The 23,394-nt window shown below is 71.1% G+C and carries 16 protein-coding genes; 6 read left to right on the top strand and 10 right to left on the bottom strand.

Translation table 11 applies throughout. The annotated features are described in order from the left end of the window. Positions 1-26: 26 nt before the first annotated feature. From O7627_RS14250 to O7627_RS14235, 4 genes are all read right to left on the bottom strand, one after another. Positions 27-4,943: a class I SAM-dependent DNA methyltransferase gene (locus O7627_RS14250; protein WP_278093989.1), complete on the bottom strand. Its 4,917-nt coding sequence runs from the start codon at positions 4,941-4,943 to the stop codon at positions 27-29. After that, a complete protein-coding gene (locus tag O7627_RS14245; protein ID WP_278093988.1) occupies positions 4,940-7,795 on the bottom strand; it encodes a helicase-related protein in 2,856 nt (951 codons plus the stop codon). The genes O7627_RS14250 and O7627_RS14245 overlap by 4 nt, the downstream gene beginning before the upstream one ends. A gap of 46 nt (positions 7,796-7,841) precedes the next feature. Further along, positions 7,842-8,972 carry a serine/threonine-protein kinase gene (locus O7627_RS14240; RefSeq protein WP_278093987.1) on the bottom strand — a complete coding sequence of 377 codons (1,131 nt, stop codon included), beginning with the start codon at positions 8,970-8,972 and terminating at the stop codon, positions 7,842-7,844. A 268-nt stretch (positions 8,973-9,240) separates the two neighbouring features. Next, on the bottom strand, positions 9,241-11,172 hold the full coding sequence (locus tag O7627_RS14235) for an N-6 DNA methylase (RefSeq protein ID WP_278093986.1): 1,932 nt from the start codon (positions 11,170-11,172) through the stop codon (positions 9,241-9,243). Between the two features lie 102 nt (positions 11,173-11,274). Here O7627_RS14235 and O7627_RS14230 point away from each other — a divergent pair, with 102 nt between their 5' ends. The 3 genes from O7627_RS14230 to O7627_RS14220 all read left to right on the top strand — a co-directional run bounded on the left by O7627_RS14230 (position 11,275) and on the right by O7627_RS14220 (position 14,441). Then, entirely contained in the window at positions 11,275-11,826 is a 552-nt protein-coding gene (locus O7627_RS14230) for a DUF4352 domain-containing protein (RefSeq protein ID WP_278093985.1), read from the top strand. A gap of 265 nt (positions 11,827-12,091) precedes the next feature. Further along, positions 12,092-13,897, top strand: a complete 1,806-nt coding sequence (locus O7627_RS14225; RefSeq protein WP_278093984.1) for a DUF6119 family protein — start codon at positions 12,092-12,094, stop codon at positions 13,895-13,897. A gap of 127 nt (positions 13,898-14,024) precedes the next feature. Next, complete coding sequence (locus O7627_RS14220; protein ID WP_278093983.1) at positions 14,025-14,441, top strand: YchJ family metal-binding protein; 417 nt, start codon at positions 14,025-14,027, stop codon at positions 14,439-14,441. Between the two features lie 320 nt (positions 14,442-14,761). Here the strand turns inward: O7627_RS14220 and O7627_RS14215 are convergent, their stop codons facing one another. Further along, positions 14,762-16,012, bottom strand: coding sequence for an HNH endonuclease signature motif containing protein (locus O7627_RS14215; RefSeq protein ID WP_278093982.1), 1,251 nt, complete (start codon positions 16,010-16,012; stop codon positions 14,762-14,764). A 139-nt stretch (positions 16,013-16,151) separates the two neighbouring features. Between O7627_RS14215 and O7627_RS14210 the strand changes: the two genes are divergently transcribed. After that, positions 16,152-16,766: a hypothetical protein gene (locus O7627_RS14210; protein WP_278093981.1), complete on the top strand. Its 615-nt coding sequence runs from the start codon at positions 16,152-16,154 to the stop codon at positions 16,764-16,766. Between the two features lie 136 nt (positions 16,767-16,902). After that, positions 16,903-17,727 (top strand): TrmH family RNA methyltransferase, encoded by an 825-nt coding sequence (locus O7627_RS14205; protein ID WP_278093980.1) that lies wholly within the window; start codon positions 16,903-16,905, stop codon positions 17,725-17,727. 79 nt (positions 17,728-17,806) lie between these two features. Here O7627_RS14205 and O7627_RS14200 read toward each other — a convergent pair whose 3' ends face one another. From O7627_RS14200 to O7627_RS14180, 5 genes are all read right to left on the bottom strand, one after another. Next, the gene (locus O7627_RS14200) at positions 17,807-18,397 is read right to left on the bottom strand and encodes a hypothetical protein (protein ID WP_278093979.1); all 591 of its coding nucleotides are present in this window, start codon (positions 18,395-18,397) and stop codon (positions 17,807-17,809) included. Further along, positions 18,394-19,725, bottom strand: coding sequence for a hypothetical protein (locus tag O7627_RS14195; protein ID WP_278093978.1), 1,332 nt, complete (start codon positions 19,723-19,725; stop codon positions 18,394-18,396). The genes O7627_RS14200 and O7627_RS14195 overlap by 4 nt, the downstream gene beginning before the upstream one ends. Before the next feature lie 44 nt (positions 19,726-19,769). Continuing rightward, positions 19,770-20,570: an ABC transporter ATP-binding protein gene (locus O7627_RS14190; RefSeq protein WP_278093977.1), complete on the bottom strand. Its 801-nt coding sequence runs from the start codon at positions 20,568-20,570 to the stop codon at positions 19,770-19,772. A 77-nt stretch (positions 20,571-20,647) separates the two neighbouring features. After that, positions 20,648-21,451 (bottom strand): zf-HC2 domain-containing protein, encoded by an 804-nt coding sequence (locus tag O7627_RS14185; protein ID WP_278093976.1) that lies wholly within the window; start codon positions 21,449-21,451, stop codon positions 20,648-20,650. Next, on the bottom strand, positions 21,448-22,005 hold the full coding sequence (locus O7627_RS14180; protein WP_278093975.1) for a sigma-70 family RNA polymerase sigma factor: 558 nt from the start codon (positions 22,003-22,005) through the stop codon (positions 21,448-21,450). The genes O7627_RS14185 and O7627_RS14180 overlap by 4 nt, the downstream gene beginning before the upstream one ends. 289 nt (positions 22,006-22,294) lie before the next feature. Between O7627_RS14180 and O7627_RS14175 the strand changes: the two genes are divergently transcribed. Next, on the top strand, positions 22,295-23,290 hold the full coding sequence (locus O7627_RS14175; protein WP_347404657.1) for an EamA family transporter: 996 nt from the start codon (positions 22,295-22,297) through the stop codon (positions 23,288-23,290). Positions 23,291-23,394: the final 104 nt, after the last annotated feature.

Raw genomic sequence — 23,394 nt, 5'->3', positions numbered from 1 at the left:
CGCCCAGAGATCGAGAAATGAGAATTCTATGACGCCCCCCAGCCAACATCTACGGCATCCTGCAGCCGCTTACTGAAGACGGCGTGTGCTTTACGGTATTCGCTCTCACGATCTGCCTTATAGAATGGCGCCACGTACCCCTCTGGTACTGGATTTCGTTCCGGATCGTCCAAGTGCGCCATCAGACTTTCGTAATGAAATTTCGTCTGCCCATACCCGAAGACATAGGGGCTTTGAGCAATCTTGCGACCAAACCGATCAAACCACATCCGCTCTTCGCGAGCCGATAGGATCGGATAACGTGAGCGCAGAATTGCAATCAGCTCGTCGACGCCTATGCCCAGCCATACGGCCACTAAAGCATCGATTTCCACAAGAGCCGCCCGGCGTTCGAACTCCGTCCGTAAAGGTGATTCAGTGTTCCAGCCAAAGCCCATCCGTGCCAATTTTTGCACTCGCGGCCAATCGAATACCCAGTCTTCGCTTTCCCATTCCTCGCTGAACACCTCACTCCAGAGGCCCGAGTATGCCGAGGTTACGCAATTCAATCGCAGAACTCTCAACAAAAGGGGCTGTGCGAGCGGGTGACTTGGATTCCCAACAGGCATAGAAAATGCGTCAGAGACGTGGAGATTCGCCTTAGACGTAATGCGAAGGAGGTAGTCAACAGGCAGGGCTGCCCAGAATCCAGACGCCAAGAGTGTTTCGATATTGGTCGAGAGCGCGCAACTCAAGAGGCCATGTGTGTGAGCCGGCCCAGGAGGAAGGATCGCAGAGAAGAGACTCCGCTCCGTGTCGAACGGTACCATCACTCGCCAGGCAAGCCGATAATACTCAGTCGACTTGCGATCGCCCCAAGAGTCCTGTGCCCGCAGGAACTCGTCCCTCGCGCAGTCTCTGACGTAGTTCGAAGTGGGCACGAAGTCTGACGACATGCCTCTGAGGTCCGTGGGCAACCAGTCATTATTGCTCTTGCAAGGGTCCTTCGGTTCCTTACTGAAGGAGGTAGCAATTCCCACGTGCGGACCCTGCAGGATGACCTCCCCAAGGGATTCCACCCTGCTTGTACTCCACCGGATAAGTCCCTTATCTTTTGCCATTTTCTCATGAAAACCAGCACTAGCGCGCGGCCTCAGCGACTTCATCCTATGCGGGAAACCGGAGAGGGCTGAAATTGCATCCCGTTCATGTACTGATATTGGATAGAGGATCGGGGACTGAGCTGGCGGCAATCCGCGATCAGGTGCCAACCGATGCCATTCTTCAAGCAGTGAGTCAACGATGCGAACGACACGGGAGCGATGGGGTCTGACGTCCCATGCACCTCGGTACTTTATGCCCGGGAGAGGGCCAGATCCATCGTGTTCGAGCGACTGAACCAAAGTAGATGGGTCGTGGAGGTAACTCAGGTGACCAAAGTCGACGTCCCGTTCCTTGCCATAGATATGAACGCCAAAATCTGTATTGTTGTGTACGTCAGGAAAAATCTTCCGTTCATTTCTGAAATGTGCGTGCAGCCTCAGACGGCGATACGCCTGGCCACGAAGGCTGCCTTCGCGGGCACCAACGAGATGAGTATCCGGATGTATCATCCCCGCACATCCTCTCGGCGCCGAGTTTGCCCATACCCGACACATGAAAGAACGATAGAGATCCGGTTGCGTACCAACCAATAATGGATACTCAGAGAGTGAGGATACGATGTTCATTAATCCGACATGCCGAGCAAGCTCGAGTGCAAAGTAGAGCTGGCGATCCTTAGATAGAATCATATTCTTGCGATCCCGAACGACCTCGGAACGCGGCTTTTCAGCAAGAGCAAACCACGGATCCACCTCAGCAAGAACAGAATCGAGCTTCCAAGTTGGCCGGACCCAGGGGGGGTTGCCGACTTGGATGTCGAAGCCGCCGTTAGCAAAAGCCTGGGCGAAGGTGAGTTCCCAGTGGAAGAAGCCCTGTTGCTCAGCGAGCTCCTCGGCGGCGTGCAGCCATGGGAAGCGTTCCGCCAACGCCCACGGTTGATCAACGCCGATCAGGCCGTCGAGCTTGGTCTCGTACGCGGTCATCTGAGGCAGAGTGGTGAGATCGGCGTAGATCGCGGCCAAGTCGTCGGTCACAACGTCACGCCGGCCGATCAGGGACTCGGCAAAGGTGATCCAGTCGTCCAGCGATGTGAGCGGGACCTGCTGGCGCAGCGTCTCGTTGGCTGTGGCCTTGCGGGAACCCGTCCAGGTCGGCAGCTTGAGTTGCTGCGATGTCACGTTGCCGAAGAGGTCGGCCTGTTCGACCATGGCCTGCTCCACAAACTCCGGCTCGTCCTCCACTCGGCTCACCTGGACTGAGTTGGCGTACGCCGGGTCCGAGCCGTCAAGCACCGCGACCTTGTCCAGGGGCCAGAACCAGAGGGCGCACCAGGTGTCCATCAGGGTCTTGAGGCGCCAGTACGGGGTGCCGGGGGCGGTCAGGTCGGCCAGGATCTTCTCCCGGGGGACCGCCTCGGTCACCGGGGGCAGGTCGTCGGCGCCCCAGACCGGGATGTGGCGGCGGATCTCCCGCTCCGAGATGGCCAGCCGGCGGCCGACCAGCTCCCACAGGAACTCGACCCGGCCGGCGAGCGCCTGCAACCGGGCCACCTGCGACGGCTTTTGCTTCGAGCCCTTGGCGTTCGGGACGCGCTTCATCGCCGTACGCCATTTTTTGAGTTTTTCGGTTTCGGCCGGGGCCAGCTCGCGGGCCTCCTTCTCCCCCGCGACCGCCCCCCAGCCGTCGGCCGGGAGCAGGAAGTGGTGGATGGTGCCGGGGTCGATCGGACCGTCCCGGAAGGGTTTCTCCTGCGGGGCGGTGGTGAGCCAGGACTTGTCGGCGAGCTGCTTCGGGGCGTACAGCTTGCGGGCGCCGCCGATCAGGGAGTTGCCGCGGCGCAGGTGCAGGCCGAACCAGGGGGCCTGCAGGCCGGCGTGCATGACGTTCAGCCAGACGGAGACCTCGGCCAGCTCGACGGCGGTGCGGTTCAGGTCGACGCCGTAGCAGTTGTGCAGGGCGATGTACGCCTTCACCCGCTGCAGCTCCAGGTGGTAGGTCTCCGGGTCCAGGTTGACCTTCAGTTCGGCCTGGCGGCGGCGCAGGTATTCGGCGGCGACCTGGTTGATCGCCTCGTTGAGGAAGGCGCCGGAGCCGAGCGCCGGCTCGCAGATCGTCCAGTCCAGCAGCTCCCGTGCCCGGGTGGTGGTGCCGTCCTGGTCGAGGCGGTACTTCAGGGCGAGCTGGACGGTGACCTCGGTCAGCGACTGCGGGGTGTAGTAGGAGGCGCTGGTCTGCCGGTCCCGGCCGGCGAGCCGGTAGACGAACTGGCCGGGGTCGTAGCTGACCCGGCTGCGTACCCCGGTGTAGAGGTTCTCCCGGTAGACGAAGACACCGTCGTCGTACTCCTCGGCCTTCGACGCCGGGATCATCCACGAGCCGTCCTTCGGGTCGCCGTGCTTGGCCACCTCGTAGAGCCGCTCGGTGGCGACAAATCCGGTGTACGACATCAGCCCCTCGTAGACGGCGCCGAGCTGGTTGATGCCGAGCTGGGCGTACGAGATGAAGCCGCCGCGACGCTTACGGCCGCTGCCCTTTGTCAGCATCAGCCGGCGCAGCACCTGGTAGAGGGTGACGTTGCGCAGCCGGGTGTCGAGTTTCGGGGCGGCCGGGTCGTCGGGGTCGCTGCCGGGCACCGGGAGCTGCCAGCCGATCAGCCTGGTCTTCTCCGGCAGGAACAGGTCCGAGCGCAGCGGCTCGAAACGCAGGCCGACGTCCTCGCTGGCGTCCTGCTCGACGGCCTGGCCGGCGCGGGGGCGGTGGCCCCGGTTGACCATGTCGAAGAGCAGGTCGAGGGATTCGTAGAGGTGGAAGCCGTCCTCGGCCGACGCGGGCAGCCGGCGGGCCACCAGGTCACCGAGGCGGGCCAGGCTGTAGCCGTCGACGTACTCGGGGTCGTCGACCGGGAGCACGCCCAGCTCGGGACGGGCCTCGGCGTAGAGCAGGAACAGGATCCGGTACAGGTAGCGCAGCGCCTCCCGGCCCAGCTCCTTGGCCAGCTCGTCCAGCTCCATCACCTGCTGCGGCTGGTGGCCGGCCTGGCGGATCCGGTCCAGCACCTCGTTGGCGATCAGCTCCACGGACTCGCGCAGGCCCTGGCGCAGTTCGCCGGAGACGCCGACGGCGTGCTGGCGGGAGCCGGCGAGCAGGTCGGCGAGGGGTTCGCTGCCGCCCTCGGCGGGTGGGCGCAGCGAGTCGGCGCCGAACAGCGCCGCGATCACGTCGAGTTCCCGGTCCTCGTTGCGCGCGTACGCGGTGTCGAGGCTGACGGCCAGGTAGCGGCCCTCGCCCCAGACGCTGCGGTCGGCCAGGGTGACCACGCCGCCGGCCAGGATCAGCGCGTACCGGATCTTCGGGGTGTCGGCGGCGAAGAGCCAGGAGGCGAGCTTCTGGCCGGCGGTGATGGTTTCGCCGGTGGCCAGGGTGGGCGGGTCGAGCAGCTTGCCGGCGCCGTCGGGGTCCTGGGCGGCGTCGGTGTCGACGGCCCAGCCGCAGTCCAGGGCGACGATGCCGTGCCCGGTCCCGACCTCGGCGTGGGCGACCCGGATCTCGTGTTCCTGGCCGGCGCGTTCGACGGTGATGGTCTGCGGGGCGGGTTCGAAGCCGAGCCGGCGCAGAATCTCGTCGTGCAGCTTGCGCAGCCGTTCCGGGTCGAACAGGTCCGGGTCGGCCGCCAACTCGGCGCGGGCGTCGAAGTAGTCGCGGCGCATGCCGCGCAGCCCGGCGCGCGGGGTGAGCCGGCCCGCCTTCTCCTCCTCGGCCCAGCGTTTCAGCAGGCCGCCCTTGAGGGTGGTGGGCAGCACCTCGGCGAGGTAGTGCGCGGAGAGGTACTCGCCGCGGTTGGTCAGCGACTCGAAGCTCATGCCAGGTGCTCCGGGGTTGGGGCGGGGTGCGGGGCTGCTGGGTGCGGGGCTGCCGGGTTCGGGGCCAGGACCGCGAGGACCCGCAGCAGCGGGTCGCCGGCGGTTTCCAGGCGGTCGAGCAGGTCGGCCTGCTCGCGTACGGTGGCGTCGACCCGCTGCCGGCGGCGGGTGCGCTGGGCCGGCGGGACCTCGTCGAGCAGGCTGTCCTGGGCGAAGCGGTCCAGCCGTTCGCGGTACTGGCGCAGCGGTTCGGCGTTCGCCTCGGCCACCTCTTCGCGGCGGCGTTCCAGGTGGGCGCGGGCCGCCGCGACGGCGGCCGGCAGCAGGTCGGCCAGCGGTTCCAGCGGCACCGGCCGGGCGTGGTTGACCATCTCCGGGCCGACGCCGGCCGCCCGCAGCGCCTCGTCCATCGGCCGGATCTGCGGCGCGCCGTCCACGTCGGACACCGCCATCCACTGCACCACGGTCGGCTGGCCGAGCCGGTTGGCGTAGACGCCCTGGATCAGGAAGACCGGGCCGGGCACGTCGGCGGTGAGCACCAGGGCCTGCTGCCGGCCGAGCCGGATCAGCACCTTGTCGACCAGCCAGTCGATCATCGGGTGCACGTCGCTGAGGTAGGCGATCTGCGGCCAGACCGTGGTCCGGCTGCCCCGGGCCTCGTCCAGCTTGCGTTGGGCCAGCCGCCGGTCGAAGGTGACCCGCAGCCGCAACTGCTCCCCCTCCTGGTGCGCCTTCAGGTATGACCGGGGCAGGTCCGACAGGCGTTGCAGCAGGTCGTCGGGGGCGCGGAAGGTCATCAGCTCGTCCTCGCGGCGCAGGTCGAGGGCGTCCTCGGGCCGGTCGGCGTAGAGCTCCCGCAGCGCGGTGTCGACGAAGTCGCGGGTCGAGTCGAAGAGCCTCGGCACGGCGGCGCGGGGCACGTCGGCGGACTCCGGGGCGCTGCCGACCTCGGCCATCAGCATCGCCAGCGGGTCCAGCTCCGCCTCCGCGCCGGCCTCGGCGTACGACTGCTCCACGGACTTGCCGGCCAGCAGGTCCTTGACCAGCCGGTCCTCCTCCACCTTCGCGTCGTAGAGGCCGGTGACCGCCTCGACGCTGCCGAGGGTGCGGTGGGCGTGCTGCTCCCGGTCCAGCAGCTTCTCCGCCACCGTCCGGTCGTCCTTGGCGCCCGGCACCTCGGAGGTCAGGATCATTGCCCGGAACTCGGGCCGGTGCCGCTGGTCGTAGCGGTCCACCCGGCCGTTGCGCTGCTCGATCCGGATCAGGCTCCACGGGATGTCGTAGTGGATCAGGTGGTGGCACTGCCGGTGCAGGTTGACCCCCTCGGAGGCGACGTCGCCGGTGAGCAGCAGCCGCACCTCACTGCCGGCCAGCTCGAACTCCTGCAGGATCCGCAGCTCGTCGGCGTCGGTCACCCCGCCGTGCAGCACCCGTACCGCCGACGGTTTGAGGCCGAGCCGGCGCGGCACCACCTCGGCCAGCCACTTCAGCGTCGCCACCCGCTCGGAGAAGACCACCACCCGGGTCGCGCCGCCCGGCTTCACCCCGATCTCCGTCAACTCGGCGATCAGGTGGTCGAGCTTGCTGGAGTCGTCGTCCGACATCGCCGAGGTCAGCTCCGCGAGCCGGTCCAGCGCCACCCGCTCGGTCCCGGTCGCGGCGGCCTTGCGCCGCCGGGCGGCGACCGTCTCGGCCAGCGCGCGGTGCGAGGAGAGAAAAGACTTCAACAAGGTGTACGGGAAGAGCCGGTCCATCCCGCGCAGCGGCTCGTCGCTCCACTTGCCGGCCAGCCACACCTCGGTCAACTCGGCGAAGATCAGCTCTTCGGGTCCGGTGGCCGGGCACGGCACCGGCAGGGACGGTCCCCGGTCGGCCCAGCGGTCGCCGATCTGGTCGCGTACCTCCGGGCTGATCTTCGTCCGGCGCAGGTAGAGGTGGGCGATGTCGGCCGGCTCGTAGTTCTGCTTGTCGACGATCGCCGCCGGGTCGAGCAGCGAGATCAGCTCCGCGAACGACTCCCGGTCGCCGTTGTGCGGGGTGGCGCTGGCCAGCAGCAGCGCGTCGGTCTTGGCGGCCAGCCGGCGGGCCAGCTCGTTGCGCTGGGTGCCCTTGTTGATCAGGTTGTGCGACTCGTCGATGACCACCGCGTCCCAGGTGATCGCGTCCAGGTGGTGGCCGAACTGGCCGGCGTCCTTGAGGGTGTCGACCGAGATGATCGCCCGCTTGAAGTAGGTGAACGGGTTCCGCCCGGCCGGGATCTCCTGCTGCACCCGCTGGATGCCGGTCGAGTCGAGCCGCACCAACGGGATCGCGAACCGGGTCCAGAGTTCCCGCTGGAACTGCTCCAGCACCTGCTGCGGCGAGACCACCAGAATCCGGTCCCCCCGGCCGCGCCGGATCAGCTCGGCCAGGATCAGCCCGATCTCCAGGGTCTTGCCCAGCCCCACCACGTCGGCCAGCAGGATCCGCGGCCGCAACCCGGCCAACGCCAGCTCCACCGGGCGCAGCTGGTAGCGCAGCGGATCGAGCAGAAACCGGTCCGCCAGCGCCAGGCCGCGTTCCGACCGGGGCAACGGGGTACGCCGTAGCACCGCCTCCAGGAACAGCCGCCCCTGCCGGAACCGGGAGGTGGTGTCCTGCACCAGGACGGTCTCCTCCGGCCGCATCGCCCGGACGGATTCGAGGCCGGTGAAGAAGGTCGCCTCCACGTCGCGCACGAACTCGGAGACCCCGACCGCCTTGATCATCGTGCCGTCGTGCGGGGTCGGCTTCGCGGTCCGCACCAGCCACTCCTCGTCCCGGACGAGAATCCGCGCGCCCGGCGCGTAGGTGGCGGCCTGCGGGGTGCTCATCGTGCGACTCTCCTCAGTGGTCGTTCCGGCGGGCCGGCAGGTCGGGCTACCGGGTCGGTTCCGGGTCCGCGCCGGACCGTTGACCGAGCAGCTTCGGGCGGCGGGCGTACCGGTGGCGCACCTGCTCGACAAGCCACGAGACGTCCGCCTGCGGCGGTGTCGGCTGAGCCGTACCCAGCTCCGGGTTGCCCGGGTCTGAGCCGGCCGGGTCCGAGTCGGCCGGGACCGAGTCGGCCGGGTCCGTTGGGCCGAGGGTGCCCTGTTCCGGGTCGAGGCGGGGGTCGGTCAGGTTGGGCGGGACCACCAGCTCGGTGCCGGCGTCGTAGGTCAGCTCGCCGACCTCGCGGCGCAGGTCGGCGACGCTGGACCCGCTGACGGCGGTGGCGACCTCCAGCAGCCGGGACCGGACCGCCTCCAGGCTCGGCCGGGCGGTCGGGTCGAAGGCCAGCATCGCCCCGATCAGCGGCGCCACCTCCACCGGCACCCCGGACATGTCCGGCAGGTCGTCCGGCTCGGAGACCCGCAGCAGCAGGTTCCACCCGTGCGAGTTCGGATAGAGGGTGTGCCCGGTCAGCGCGAGGACCAGGGTGGCCGCCAGCCCGTAGATGTCCACCGCCGGGGTCAGCGTCCGCTCACCGGTGACCTGCTCGGGCGCCATGAAGGCCGGGGTGCCGACCAGCATCCCCGGCTGGGTGAGGAAGTGCTCGCGGTCGACGAGCACCGCCAACCCGAAGTCGATCACCTTGGGGCCGTCCGGCCCGAGGATGATGTTCTGCGGCTTCAGATCCCGGTGCAGCAGCCCCACCTGGTGCACCTTGTCCAGCCCGTCGGCCAGCATCGCCCCGATCATCGCCGCGCGCGCCAGCGGCAGCGGCCCCCGGGCGTCGACGTACTGCCGCAGCGTCGCGCCGGGCACGTACTCGACGGCGAGCCAGGCCGGGTCGCCGTACGGGTCGGCGTCCTCCAACCGCGCCACCCGCGACCCGTACACCGTCTTCAGACTCTCGATCTCGGCGGCGAACCGGTCCCGGAACGTCTCGTCCCGCACCAGGTGCGGCTTGATCACCTTGAGCGCGACCCGGTCGGCGGTCGGCGACACCGCGAAGTACACCTCGCCCATCCCACCCGCGCCGAGCGGCTTGACGAGCCGGTAGCCGCCAACACTCTCCGGCGTCACCGCTCCCCCTCCGTCCGCACACCCGTCAACCCGCCGACACCCGGCGGCCCGTCCCCGCCCGGCCGCTCGGCTGTGGGCAGCCGCTCGCCTGTGGACAGCGGTCTGCCGGCGCGGGCCGAGCCGATTCCAACGGCGGCGGTCGCCTCCGGCGGGACGCACGACCGTACCTCGCCGGGCGGGTTCGGGTCACCGACCGAACGGGGAGTCGTACCCACCGTGGGCGCCGGGTCTGCCGGCCGCTCGACGGACACCGTCGGGATCGTCCTGTTCACCGCGGCTGCTCGGGTCGCAGCGCGCCGCTGGCGAGGCCGTCGGCGGTCAGTTGGACCAGCTCCTCGCCGAGGGTGGTGAGTTGTCGGATGGCCGACTCGAAGGCGTCCAGCCGGCGGACCGCCGCCCCGTTGGCGCGCTGCTCGTCCAGCGGCATCCTGCGTACCTGGGCGCGGCGGATGTCGAAGCGCAGCGTGCCGGAGAGGCTGCTGGCCTGCCGTTCGTTGGCGGTGGTCCGCAGCTGTCCGGCGAGGAACCACGGGTCCAGGGTGGCCGGGTCGGGCCGCAACAGGTAGAGGTTGCGCCCGAGCAGCGCCCCGCCGGTCTCCACCACCCGGGCGGTGAGCCGGGGAGCGATCATCGGCACCACCACGTCCCCGGCGGCGAGCCGGATCTCAGGGCCGGGTTTCCCGGTCGCGGCGGAGCGGACCGGGCCGAGCAGTTGCAGCGCGCCGGCGCGGATCAGCTCCGCGACCGACTGGCTGTGCGGTGTGCCGGTTTCCCGGTCGGACACCAGGTGGGGCAGCAACCCGGGCAGTTCTCCCGCGATGGTCACCAGCCGGTCGCGGGTGCGGACCAGGTGGGCGCCGGTGTCGGACCGGGCGGCGGGTTGCCGGCGGGACGGGGTGAGGTCGACCTCCTCGTCCAGCAGCTCGATCACCGGCACGGTCCGGGCGAACCCGTCGGCCACGATGTCGACGTCGGGTGCCTCGGCGAAGTCCCGGCAGACGGCCAGCACCCGCCGGTAACTGTCGGCCGGGTCACCGTCGGCCGCGTCGACGAGCAACGCCCGCGTCGGCGCCGCCGCGTCCGCCGCTGGCCGCGCCAGAACCCACAGGTGCAGCGGTACGCCATGCGGCGCGGTCGCCCCCGGCGGGAGCGCCACGACGGCCCGCAGCGCACCCCGGCGCAGCAGGGCGGCCCGGATCCGCCGCCCGGCCCGCCGGCTCGCCACCGCCGGCGGCAACAGCAGCACGGCGTACCCGCCGGGCCGCAGGTGGGCCAGGGTGTGCTGGACCCAGGCCAGCTCCGGTTCGGTACGCGGCGGCAGGCCGTACTCCCAGCGCGGGTCGTTGCCGTCCAGCTCCTCCTGCCCCCAGTTGCTGGCGCCGAACGGCGGGTGGCAGACGACCGCGTCGACGGTGCGGGCGGCGAACGCGTCGGCCCGGATCGAGTCGCCGGGGCTGACCTCGCCGGGAACGTCGCGCAACGCCAGCCAGAGTCCGGCCAGCCGGGCGAGCGGCACGTCCAGCTCCTGCCCGTACGCGCTGGTGCAGCCGGCGCGGACGGCGGCGCGCAGGGTGGCGCCGGAGCCGCAGGCCGGGTCGAGCACCGAACCGCCGCCTACCGCCGCGAGCCCGACCATCAGGTCGGCGAGGTCGTCGGAGGTGGCCCACGGCCGACCCGGCCCGGGTGCGGAGAACCGCTGCCACAGCTCGTCGAAGGCGCCCTGGGCGCCGAACTCGCCGACGAGTGCGTCGATCTCGGGAAGCGACTCGGCCAGGCGCTGGTCGGTCTGGCCGACGGCGGGCGCGCGGCGCTGGTCGGGGCGGCCGACGGCGGGCGCGCGGCGCTGGTCAGGCTGGCCGACGACGGACGCGCGGCCCGGGTCGGGCTGACGGGCGGCGGGCCGTTCGTCGCGGTGTCGGGCGAGTAGCAGGGCGCCGACGGCCACCAGCGCGGCGGCCGGGGTCTCGGCGATGGTGGTCAGCCGCCGCCAGAGCCGGTCCACGGTGGACAGCTCGGGAAGTTTCCCCTGCTCGCGCAGCCACTGCTCGACGTGGATCAGGTCGAACTCGGGGCTGGCGGGAGTGCCGCCGACCGGGGCCGGGAAGTCTGGGTGCCGCTTGCGCCAGTTGCTGACCGCAGCCCGGCCCACCCCGGCGAGCCGGGCGATCTCCGCCGCCGTGATGGTCGGGTTCTCCTGCACCTCCGCAGTGTGGCACACCCGTCAAGCATCATGTCTGTTGACACAGTTCACGGACAATGCTCTCATTGACGTCGCCACAGAATTCCACTGAGGAGGGCTCCCATGCGCAAGCTCACGATCGCCGGACTGCTGCTGACCGCCACCGTCGCGCTCGGCTGCGGCGCCGCCGACACCACCGACACCACCGGCAGCGACGACGAGGCGGCGGCCGGCGCCGGCCCGACCGCCGAGGGCCAGCTCTCGGCCGAGGAGAAGCCGGCCACGATCGGCGACCAGGTCCGCGACGGCAAGTTCGAGTTCACCGTCAAGTCCATCAAGTGCGGTGTCAACAAGATCGGCAGCGACCTGCTCGGTGAACGGGCTCAGGGCCAGTTCTGCCTGGTCACGGTGCACGTCAAGAACATCGGCAAGGAGGCCCAGTACTTCGACGACAGCAGCCAGCGGGCCTACGACGCGAACGATGTCGAGTACTCCACCGACTCCGGCGCCGCCATCTACGCCAACGAGGACGCCGCCACCTTCCTCAACGAGATCAACCCCGGCAACCAGGTCACCGGCGTCCTCGTCTTCGACATCCCGAAGAAGGTCAAGCTGACCCGCCTCGAACTGCACGACTCCCCGTTCTCCGGCGGCGTCACCGTCACCCTGACCTGACCGCCCACCGGCACCCCTCCCGGGCGCTTTCCACCGCTCCCGGGCGCTTTCCACCCCTCCCGGCTCTCCCCACTGCTCCCGGCGCTCCCCACCGCTCCCCACCGCTCCCCGTCGCCTCCCGCCGCTTCCCGGCGCCTCCCGCCGCTTCCCGGCGCCTCCCGCCGCTTCCCGGCGCCTCCCGGCGCTCCCCGGCGCCTCCCGCCGCTTCCCAACGCCTCCGCCCACTCCGCCCGCTTCCGCCGCTCCTACCGCGAAGGAGATCACCATGTGCCCAGTCACGCAGCACCGCAACACCGGACCGGCCAGCCGCCCCGCCGCCCGCACAGACGCCCGACGGCCGGACAACGAACCGCCGCCCACCCTCTTCGACCGCCCGCGACCGGAACCACCCGACGGCCGGGACCCGCCCGCGCCGCCGCCCGGCACATACCTCACCTCGCTCTACCGGCTCGACCGGGTGGCCCCGACCCTCGCCGGGCTCCGGACGGTCCTCAACGACCGCTACCTGCGGGAGAACCGGTTCGAGATCGAGGAACGAACGGTGGCGCAGGCACCGGCGCTGCTGGTGCACGGCACCGTGGCCCGGGAGCGAGCCGAGTGGTGCGACGTGCTCACCACCCTCACCGGCCAGGAGGTGGCCCTCGGCTACAGCAGCGGCGGCGGCGCCCTGCTCATCGCCGTCGACGACCGGGTCTACGCGCTCGCCTACGGCACCCTCGGCCGGCACCTGGTCGACCAGGGACACATCGACCCCGGCTTCGGCATCGCCTTCGCCGTCCGCGCCCTCGTCCCCGACGAGATCAAGCAGGTCCGCCGCCGGGTATTGGGTGTCAGCGGCCGGATAGACCGCAACCTGGTCGCCGGCGGTCAACCCATTCGGATGTACGGCATCGACAAGTGGGGCGAGATCGTCGGCCAGGTCTGCGGGCCGACGATGAACCCGAACCTGACCGCCTGCCGCCGTTCACCGTCGGCGACGGACCGGACCCGGACCCGCCGGCCGACCCGGGTCGAGGGCAGCGACGCGCTCCGCATCCACCTCGGCACCAGCCCCGACGACCTGGTCGCCGACCTGCGGGAGATCGACCGGGTGTGCCAGCGGGAGTCTCCCCTGGCCGACCTGGAGTTCATCACCCAGATCCGGCCGGTGCCGCCCACCGACCCACGCCTGCCCGACCTGCACGAGCAGCTGGACCGGCGGCTGGCTCTGGCCGACCCACCGGACCTGGCGCTGGCCGTCCCCGGTGAGCTGCTCGACACGATCGAGCAGGTGCGGTCGTACCGGATCCGGGTGCCGAAGTCGGGACGGCGCGCGACCCTCATGACGGACCTGACCCTGGCCGACCTGCTCGACCTGGCCCACCGCGTACCCGATGGGGAGCGGTTGACCGCGCTGCGCAACGGCCGGATCACCCTGCACGCCGACGCGGCCGGCGCGGAGGAGATCGGGTCCGCCGCGGCGTCGCGCTGGCTCACCGCGCAGGTCGCGGCCGGCACCAGCCACCTGCTGCTGCAGGACGGCCACTGGTACGAGATCGGCGACCGGCACCGCGAGCAGCTCCGCCAGGAGATCGAGCAGATCCTGGCCGGGCCGGCGAGCGTCACCCTGCCGCCCTGGCCCGCCGGGGAGGACGAGCGCAGCTACAACGACCGGGTGGCCAAGAGCGGACTCGGCCTGGTGCTGCTCGACCGCAGGCTGCTACGTACCGCCCAGCACCACCGGGGCATCGAGGCGTGCGACCTGCTCGGCCCGGACGGCGAGCTGATCCACGTCAAGCGGGCCGATGGCAGCGCCCCGCTGAGCCACCTCTTCGCCCAGGGCCAGGTCTCGGCGGACGCCCTGACCTACCAGGCCGACGCCCGGCAGGCGCTGGTCCGGATGGTCGGGAGTCACCGGATCGGACCTGCCTTCCGGCCCCGCAAGGTCGTCTACGCGATCGCCCTCGGCGCCGGACGGACGCTCACCGTCGACTCCCTCTTCACCTTCGCCCAGGTCGCCCTTTACCGGGCGATGAAGGCGCTGCGCAACGAGGGCATCGAAGTGGAGGTGATCGAAATCCCGGCCGGCTGACAGGGTCGCCGTGCCCCCGGGCTCGGCGACGGCTCGGCGGGCGACGGCCCCGCAGGCGACGGTCCGGTGAGACGGCCCCGCAGGCGACGGTCCAGTGGGCGCCGGCTGGTGGGCGACAATGCTTGGCGTGGCGCGACGAGACACCCGCCGGTCAGCCGGCGACCCGACCCGGCGGCCGTGCCCGTGCGGCACCGGTCACCCGTACCCCGAATGCTGCGGTCCGGCACACCAGGGCAGCGCGGCCGCGCCGACGGCGGAGGCGCTGATGCGGTCCCGGTTCAGCGCCTTCGCCGTCGGCGACACCGCATACCTGCTGCGGACCTGGCATCCCACCACCCGGCCCGCCCGGCTGACCCTCGACACCCGACAGCGGTGGACGCACCTGGAGATCCTCGGAACCGAGCGCGGCGGCCTCTTCGACACCACCGGCACCGTCGAGTTCCAAGCGCACTACCGAACCTCGAACGGTCCCGGTTCGGTGCACGAGAACAGCCGCTTCGCGCGGGAGGACGGCCGATGGGTGTATCTGGACGCCGCCGGGTAGCCAGCGCGATGCCGCGGATCGATAGCGCCGTTTCAGGCTTCACCTCGGGTCCTTATCTGGGGCCTCGTCTCGGCGCCTCGCGCGGGCCATCAACCCCACGCGGGCCGTCATCCGGCGTGGGCCGTCATCCGGCGTGGGCCGTCAACCCGCGTGGGCCGTCAACCCGCGTGGGCCGTCAACCCGCGTGGGCGCCCCGCGGCACGAGCGGTGCCGACCTCCCCGAACAGCACCGGCACATGGTTGGCGATGGAGTCCACAGTGCCCAGTGCTGCCCCGACTGCTGCGGCGACTGCCACCCAGGAGATCTTCCGGAGTGAGGTTCAGTTTCGTCGGTGGTAGTGGTTGCGGCGGGGTAGTTGGGTGGGGTCGAGCCAGGCGGGTGGGATGAATTCGGGACGTCCGTCCGGCGCGAGGCGGACTTGCCATTGGCCGGTGTGGATGAGGCGGTGGTGGTAGCCGCAGATCAGGACGGCGTTGTCGAGGGTGGTGGTGCCGCCGTCGTGCCAGGCGGTGATGTGGTGTCCGTCGCACCATCGTGGTGGTCGGTCGCAGCCGGGGAAGGCGCATCCGCCATCGCGCAGCACGAGGGCGCGGCGCAGTGGTCCGGTGAACAGCCGCCGTTGCCGGCCCACGTCGAGGACCTGGCCGTTGCCGCCGAGGACGGCGGGCAGGATCACGGCGTCACAGGCCAGCCGGCGGACGGTGGCGGGGGTGAGTGCGGCGCCGGTGTCGAGCATGCCGGCGCCCATCTCCCGGACGAGGGCGTGGTAGCCGATGGTGACGACAAGTTGTGGGCGGTCGCCGCCGGAGGCGGGCAGCTGCCCGGTCCGCAGCACCAGTCGGCATACGTCGGCCAGGGCGTCGTGGCGGCGCTGTCCGGGGCTGCGGTCGTCGCCGTCACCGGTCGGGGCGCACAGCGGGTCCAGTGCGGCGTGCAGCAGCCCGGCGGTTTCGAGGTCCAGGACCCCGGTCAGCCGTACCCGCCCGTCGCGGGGCGAGGAGAGGCTGACGTGTCGACGTGGGTGGGCCTGTTCCTCCTCACGGCGCAGCGCGTCGGCCTCGGCCTGCTCGGCGACGTCGGGGGCGACGTGGTGCAGGATCCGCCGGCCCAACCCCCGCAGGATCGACGGCTCGAACCGGACGCTGTGATCGACAAGCGCCTGCGCCGCCTTCTCCACCACCTCGGCACCCACGGTGGCGGGTAGGTCGGACACCATGTCGACGATCACCCGGGCCTGTTCGGCGTTGATGGTTGCGGCGGCCAGGGCGTGGCCCACCACGGCCGGAGCGGCGTCCAGCGCGGCCGCCAACTCCACCGACCGCCGGGCCGCGCTCCCGGACATCCGCAGCCGCTCCCGCAGCCACACCGCCGTGGACGAGGCGCCGTGGGTGGTGGCGACCCCGCGTCCGTCGACCTCCCGCACCAACGCCAACCGCAACGCGGTCAACCGCTGCTCCAGCCCATGCACCGCCTCCAACGCGGCGACCAGCTCACCCTCCGGCAACGCCCACGCGTCACGGAGCACGGCCTCGTCCACCAGGCCACCGATCCCCCGCAACGCCTCCAACACCACCACAGACTAGAACAGGTGTACGACAAGAATCAGCCGGCGCCAACGCGACCAGGTCGACACCCTCAGCCGGAACTTGACGATGGAAAGATCCCGGCCTACCGTCGATCTAGACACTGACTAGATTCGAGGAGCTCACATGATCCTTCTGCTGCCCCTGATCCTCGTCACGGGTTCGGTCCGGGTCGGTGCCGGCTGGCTCGCGCGGCTCGGCGTACGCGCTGCGGGCGCCTGGGCGTCATGGCGCGCGGCCGCGGCCAGCGGGATGGCCGTCGTCTTCGTCTGCACCGCGGCCACCCACTTTCTGGAACCGCAGCGGTCGGGCCTGGTGGCCATCGTCCCCTCGCTGCTGCCCGCCCCGGACCTGCTTGTCACGTTGACCGGGCTGGCCGAGCTGGGGCTGGCGGCCGGCCTGATCGTTCCGCGGCTCCGCAGCCGGGCCGCCCTCGCGTCGGTGATCTTCCTGATCGTGATCTTCCCCGCGAACGTCGTCGCCGCCGCCGGAGTCGACCACCCGGACGCCCCCGATACGCCGCTGCTGCCCCGGACGGTTCTCCAGCTCATCTTCATCGCCTTCGCGGCCGCGCCGCTGCTGCCCACCCGCCGCCGGGCCGGCCAGCAGCCCCGGTACGCGCCGGAGCCCGCCGGAGCCGTCAGCTCGACCGACACGCCGATCACCGCCGACGACCGCGCACCCGAGGCGGCACCGGCGACCGCTGGCGCACCGGTCACGCCAGGCCCTGGCCCGGCGTGACCGCCAACCTCCAGTGGCCCACGCCCGTCAGACCCGGACGCGAACCACCGACCTGCTCCCGCCACCGCATACAGTGACGGTCCGGTGTGGTTCGGTCCGGGTCGGACGGGCGGGCCGGGAGACGGGAGAGAGACCGGTGGCGAGGACGCTCAGGATCACCACGCGGAACGCGACGTTCCAGCAGTGGCAGGCGATGTTGGGCAACCGCAACAAGCGCCAGCGGGCCGGCGAGTTCATCGTCCAGGGCGTACGGCCGATCAGCCTGGCCGTGGCACACGGCTGGCAGATCCGTGCCCTGCTCTACGCCGAGGAACGAACCCTGTCCCGGTGGGCCGGCGACATCCTGGACCGGGCCGGCGACGCGGTCCGGGTCACCCTGGCCCCGGAACTCCTCCACGAACTCGGCGGCAAGGACGAGGAGTCGCCGGAACTCCTCGCCGTCGTCGGGCAGCCCGCCGACGACCTCTCCCGTATCCCTGTCACGCCCGAGCTGCTGGCCCTGGTCTTCGACCGGCCCACCACTCCCGGCAACATCGGGACACTGGTCCGCTCCGCCGACGCGCTCGGCGCCTCCGGTGTGGTGATCACCGGCCACGCCGCCGACCCGTACGACCCGAAGGCGGTACGCGCCAGCACCGGATCCCTGTTCGCCGTGCCCGTCGTGCGGGTGGCGAGCCATCGCGACGTCCTCGACTGGGTCGGCTCGCTCCGCTCGGGTGGCACCGAGATCGAGATCGTCGGCACCGACGAGCACGGCAGCCGCGACATCGCCGGGTACGACCTCACGGGCGCGCGGGTCATCGCGATCGGAAACGAGACGCAGGGCCTGAGCGCGGGCTGGCGGGACGCCTGCGACCAGACCGTCCGCATCCCCATCGGCGGGTCCGCCAGCTCCCTCAACGCGGCCGCCGCCGGCACCATCGTCCTCTACGAGGCGGCCCGGCAACGATCCCGCGGGTGACCGGGGCTGCCGGCGGCAGGCGCGGATGCACCCCCACCGCACCGCCCCGACTCCCGAGCGGAGTGGTGCGGGCGTCGGACTACTCGGCCGGATCCCTGCGGGCCGGGCCGGCGACCGAATAGGCGATCAGCCCGGCGACGGCGAGCACCGCAGCCGTCATCGTGGCGGCCCGGCTGCCGGTCGGCTGACCCTGCCACGTCGCAACCGCTCCCCAGGTGCCTTCCTGCGGATACATCGCCGCGACGGTGGTCCAGCCCAACGGCAGGAACCACGACCGGGCGGCGCCGAGGACCGTCGCGCAGAGCGCGGTCAGGCCGAGCAGGCCGGCGGCGTCGCGGACCACCAGAGCCGCCGGTCCGAACCGAGCCCCGGTGTGCAGCGTGGCGAGCAGGACCGCGACGACGACCAGCAGACCGGCGAGCAGGTGCACCGCCCGCCGCCAGGGCCAGCGCATCGAGGCGGTCCGGTCCAGGTTCTCGTCCGGGCCGGCGAGGGTGGGCGCGAGCGCCGCGACCATCAACACGACGGTCATGACGACCAGCAACCCGGTGGCATCCCGATCCTCGGCGAAGGCCAGGTACAGCGCCCAGACCACCGCCGCGCCGCCCACGCCCACGGCAACGGCCAGGGGTACGCGCCGCGACCGCAGATACAGCAGCGTCCAGCTCACCCGGCGCTCCGAGACAGCAGGCCGGCGGGATCCTGGCAGGCCAGGAGGGCGTCGCGGACCGCGGTGACCCGGGCCAACGCCGCATCCTCGGGCAACTCACGCAGCCCTCGCCACAGGGTGACCGCCTCGGCGTTGAGCGCGGGCTCCTCGAAGATCATGCCGGGCACCACGCCGACGTCGGACTGCGGCTCGCGGCCCAGCAGCCAGTAGGCCGCCGCCCGTTCGACCGCCTCATCGCCGGTGCGGCACTCCCCGTCGTACGGGACACCCAGCCGCCTGACGACCTCGGGAACCACGGCGGCCGGGTGGGCCAGCCCGCCGCGTTTGTCGATCCGGACGCCGATCCGGACGACGCCATCGGGCGAGTCTGGCCGGTCCTCGCCCATCGCGTGGGTGTCCTCGTGTACGGCGGTCGGCGCGTTCGGTAGTTTCGCCAGCACAGCCAGGCCCTCCCGGGCCAACGGGGTCAACGTTTCGAGCACGTTGGTGTTGACCCGGCTGACGCACACCTTCGGGGTGTCGTCAGTGCACACGAGCTCCCGCGCGACCGGGTCGATCGGCCAGTTGAGCACGTCCTTGTCGCGGGGGACGACTGCCAGCGCCGCCACCAGCCCGAGTACCACCGGCACCACCGCCGCCGTCCGGCCCCACCTGCCGTTCCCCACGAACAGCAGCGCGCCAGCGACGGCGAGCGTGATCATCCAGATCGCGAGCGCGCCGCTGACCCGGCTGTCGACCGTCTGGTAGGCGTGGAACGAAGTCGAGCCGTGGGCCGGCGAGATCGCCGCGGCCACCCAGTCCGGCGGCCCGATCGTGCCGAAGAAGACCAGCAGAACGCCGCCCACCGCCAGCGCCGGCGCGGTCACCAGGACGGGAAGCAGCCGCCCGATCCCCAGCCCGAGCCAGGCCGCGGCGATCAGGGACAGCACACCGACCCCGGTGACGACGACGAAGTCCAGCAGCGGACGGTACTGGGCGGTGGTGACGATCCAGGCGAGGCCCGCCGCGGTCACCAGCAGGTAGGCGACCCCGAGGGTGAGGGCCATCGCCACGAGCACCGGCAGCGTCCGCCCAGCCCGGGGTCGGGCGGTGGTGGCGAACAGCTCGCCGACCTTCGCCCGGTGCTCCCGTCGACCCTGCCAGGCGCCGGCGGCAAGGGCCAGTGGCCACAACAGGAGCAGGTACTCCCGGACGGTCAGGGCCAACGCCATCCAGCCACTCGACCACCGGGCGGTGGCCACATACAGTGCGCCGACCCCGACCACCAGCGTGATCAGCGCGGCACCGACCGCCGCGGAACGGCGCAGCTCGATCCCGAGCACGCTCATACCGGCCCTCCGCTTTCGGGGCGCCATCCGCTCGCCACGCTCGTTCATCGGGTGGCCTCCGCGCGGTGCTGGCGCAGGAGTGCGGAGTAGCCCCGCTCGGCCGGGCTGTCGCCGGCGTGACCATGGTCGCCCTGCGCGGCCAGCACCTCGGGGGTGCCCCGCCACACCAGGCGGCCCTCGTTGATCAGAACGACGTCGGTGCAGGCCGCCGCGACATCCTCGACCAGGTGGGTGGAGACCAGTACGCAACTGTCGGTGCCGAGGTCACGCAGCAGCTCGCGGAAGTCGAGTCGCTGTTCCGGGTCCAGGCCGACGGTCGGCTCGTCGAGCAGCAGGATTCGCGGGTCGTTGACGATGGCCTGCGCGATGCCGGCCCGGCGCAGCATGCCGCCGGAGAGCGTCTTCAGCCGGGCGTCAGCCTTGGCGGTCAGCCCCACCCGATCGATGGCGCGCTGCACCGCCGCCGGGATGTCGCCCTTCGGCATCTCCTTGAGCCAGCCGACGTACCCGACGAACTCGCGAACCGTGAACCGCGGGTAGAAGCCGAAATGCTGGGGCAGGTAACCCAGAACGCGGCGTACCGGGCGCAGGTCGGAGCGGCCGTCGACCGGGTGTCCGAGCAGCGTCAGCCGCCCGCCCGACGGAGTCAGGACGGTCGCCAGGGCGCGCATCAGGGTGGTCTTGCCGGCGCCGTTCGGGCCGAGCAGTCCGTGTACGCCGGTGGTCAGCGTGAGGTCGAGGCCGTTGACGGCCAGGTGCCGCCCGGCCCGGACCTGTAGGCCCTCGGTGTGGATCGCCCAGGGATGGGTGGTGGCGGTCGTCTCGACCGCACGTACGGCACGCATCGTCATCGTTTCCTTCGGTGATCGTCGGCGAGCAGGGTGCCTGGCCGGACCGGATGGCCGGCTCGCGGATGTGGCGACTAGTCGCCGTGGGACATGCGCCGGAATCCGTCGACCCGCAGCAGGGCCATGGCGGTGAGCACGACCGTGGTCAGCGCCCAGACGCGGACGCTCTCCGTTCCCATGACCGTCGGGATCCGGGCGGTGGCGAGGCTGGGCGCCACCACCGCGAGTGTCCAGCCCGCCAGCAGTCCGATCGCGGCCCGGCGTACTCCGACGAAGGTTCCCAGCAGGAGCGCGGCGGCGGTGAACGCGAGGCAGGGCAGCAGCATCAGGGCAAGCGACGCTCCGGTGCCGGCGCCGGCCAGGGCGAGCGCGGGAGTGACGAACGCCAGGACCGCTGCGGTACGCCGCAGCAGCATGGTCAGACCAGCGGCGGGAGTGGCGGCGATCAACTCCCAGGCCGGGTCGGCCCGACGATGCCAGGCGACTGCCACGCCGGGCAGCGGCGCCACCGGCGCGATCAGCAGCACGACCGAGGGCAGCCCGGTCCGCAGCGTGCTGAGCAGAGCGGCGCAGCCGAGCACCGCGGCGGTCATGCCCAGCCACGGCAGGAGGGTGCCGACGAACCACCGGTGCCGCAGCACCGACCAGGACCGGGTACGGCCGGCGGGTGCCGGCGTGGCGGCGAGCTCGCGATCCAGGACCATCGCGACCCGATCGATCACGGCCCGGGTGTCGGCGGTGGTACTGCCGGCCAGGCGGGCACGACAGTCGGGGCAGTCCTCGAGGTGTACCTCGATTGCCCAGACGCTCGGCTCGTCGAGCCCGGGATCCCCGGCGGCGTAGCGGTCGATCTGCGCCAGGGTGGGATGGGTGGTCATGACAGCGCCTCCCGCAGGAAGATCCGGGCCCGGCGTACGCGGGATTTGACGGTGTTCTCCGGTACGCCCAGCAGCACCGACGCTTCGCGCATGGAGAGCCCGTCGAGGACGGTGGCCCGCAGCGCGGCCCGAACCTCGGGCGACAGGGCGAGCAGGGCCTGCTCCAGTTCCTGGCCGACCCGGGCGGCCATCACCTCGTCCTCGGCGGCGGGCGCCGCGGTCGGCATCAGCCGCACCCGCGGCACCTGGTCGTTGCGCGCCCGACGGCGGAACGCGTCGACCAGTCGGTGGGCGGCGATGGTCCACAGCCAGCCCACCGCGCTCCCGTCCGCCCCACCGCCGCCCTTGACCCGGGCGCCGGCGAAGCTGCCCGCCGCCCGCCAGACCGCCAGGTACGTGTCCTGCAGCACCTCAGCTACCAGGTCGGTGTCGGCGCACCGGCGGTGCAGGCGCACTTCCAGCCACGGCGCGGTACGCCGGTAGAGCTCGTCGAACGCCGGCCGGTCTCCACGCGCGATGCGTCGCACGAGTTCGCCCTCGTCAGCCGCGTCCATGCCGGTTCTCACATCCGGTAAGACGACCGGCCCACCCGGTTGGGGTCCCGCCCCCGTGTGATTGCCGTCACTCACGCACCTGGCCCTGTGCCAGCTCGGTCCAGGAGATCCGGTCGGGCTGCCCTCAGTTTGGGCCCCGACCGAAGCGGCCACCGAAGGCGGGGACGAGCGTAGGGTGTCCTCGTGCTTTTCCTCATTGTCTCGCCGCCACCACCAAGTCGGTAGCGAACGCGCCCTGACCCGGCTCCGACTTCCTGAGCCCGGGTGCGTCTGTGGCGCCCGGGCGGCGATGACAATGGAGAATCATGTGAATACAATCCTGCGCCCGTCCGTGGGTCGCGGCATTTTCTACATCTGCGTGGCGGCGGCTGCCTGGGGAACCGGTGGCGCCGCGGCCGCTGTCCTCTACGAAACCAGCGGAATGGGACCCGTGGCGGTTTCATTCTGGCGATTCGCCGGCGGGGTCTCGCTCCTCGCCACCGTTCACCTGGTGATCCGGCGCCGTACGGCGGCCCCGGTCCGGGTCAGCTGGCGGCAGGTGGTAGCGACAGGAGTGGGGCTGGCCGTCTACCAGACCGCCTACTTCGCAGCTGTCGGTCACGCGGGGCTGGCCATCGCGACGGTGGTGACTCTGGGATCCGGACCGGTCCTCATCGCGCTCGGTTCCCGCCTCCTGATGGGCGAACGGCTGGGCACGAGCGGCGCCATGGTGGTCACCATGGCGCTGGTCGGACTGGTTCTCCTGGTGGGGGGCGGGAGCGCCAGTACCGCGTCGGCGCCGGTGCTGGGGGTGGCCTACGCTCTGCTCTCCGCCGGGGGGTACGCCGGCGTCACCCTGCTCAACCGGAAAATGGGCCGTGACGGCAGGAACGATGGTCCACACACGATGGCGTTGGGCGGGTTCGCCGTCGGGATGGGGTGCCTGCTCCCCTTCGCCCTGTTCGAAGGGCTGTTGCCAACCTCGGGTGACGCCGGTCAGGTGCTCGGCCTGGTCGCCTACCTCGGATTCGCCCCGACCGCTCTGGCGTACACCCTGTTCTTCGCCGGGTTGGCCGTGGTTCGGGCGACCACCGCGTCGGTGATCGCGCTGATCGAACCGATCACCGCCGCCGGCATCGCGATGCTGCTGCTCGACGAGCGGCTCACGGGGACCGCTGTCGTGGGCTCGGTCGTGCTGCTCGGTGCCGTGGTCGCGCTGACACTTGGCGAGCGGCGGACCCACGCGGCGGAGCAGGACGCCACAATCGGCGTGGCGCAACAGGCGACGCCGGCGCGCGCTGGCTGAGCACCGCGTCATTCGTCCCGGACGGCCACCGGGACGAGGGCGTTACGAGGCGGGGCCAGCGCTGGGGTGCCGACTCCGCCTCGTACGCCAGGCCAGCCACGGTC

Source organism: Solwaraspora sp. WMMD1047, from assembly GCF_029626155.1.
Classification (GTDB): domain Bacteria; phylum Actinomycetota; class Actinomycetes; order Mycobacteriales; family Micromonosporaceae; genus WMMD1047.
This window is presented reverse-complemented; position numbering and strand designations above follow the sequence as displayed.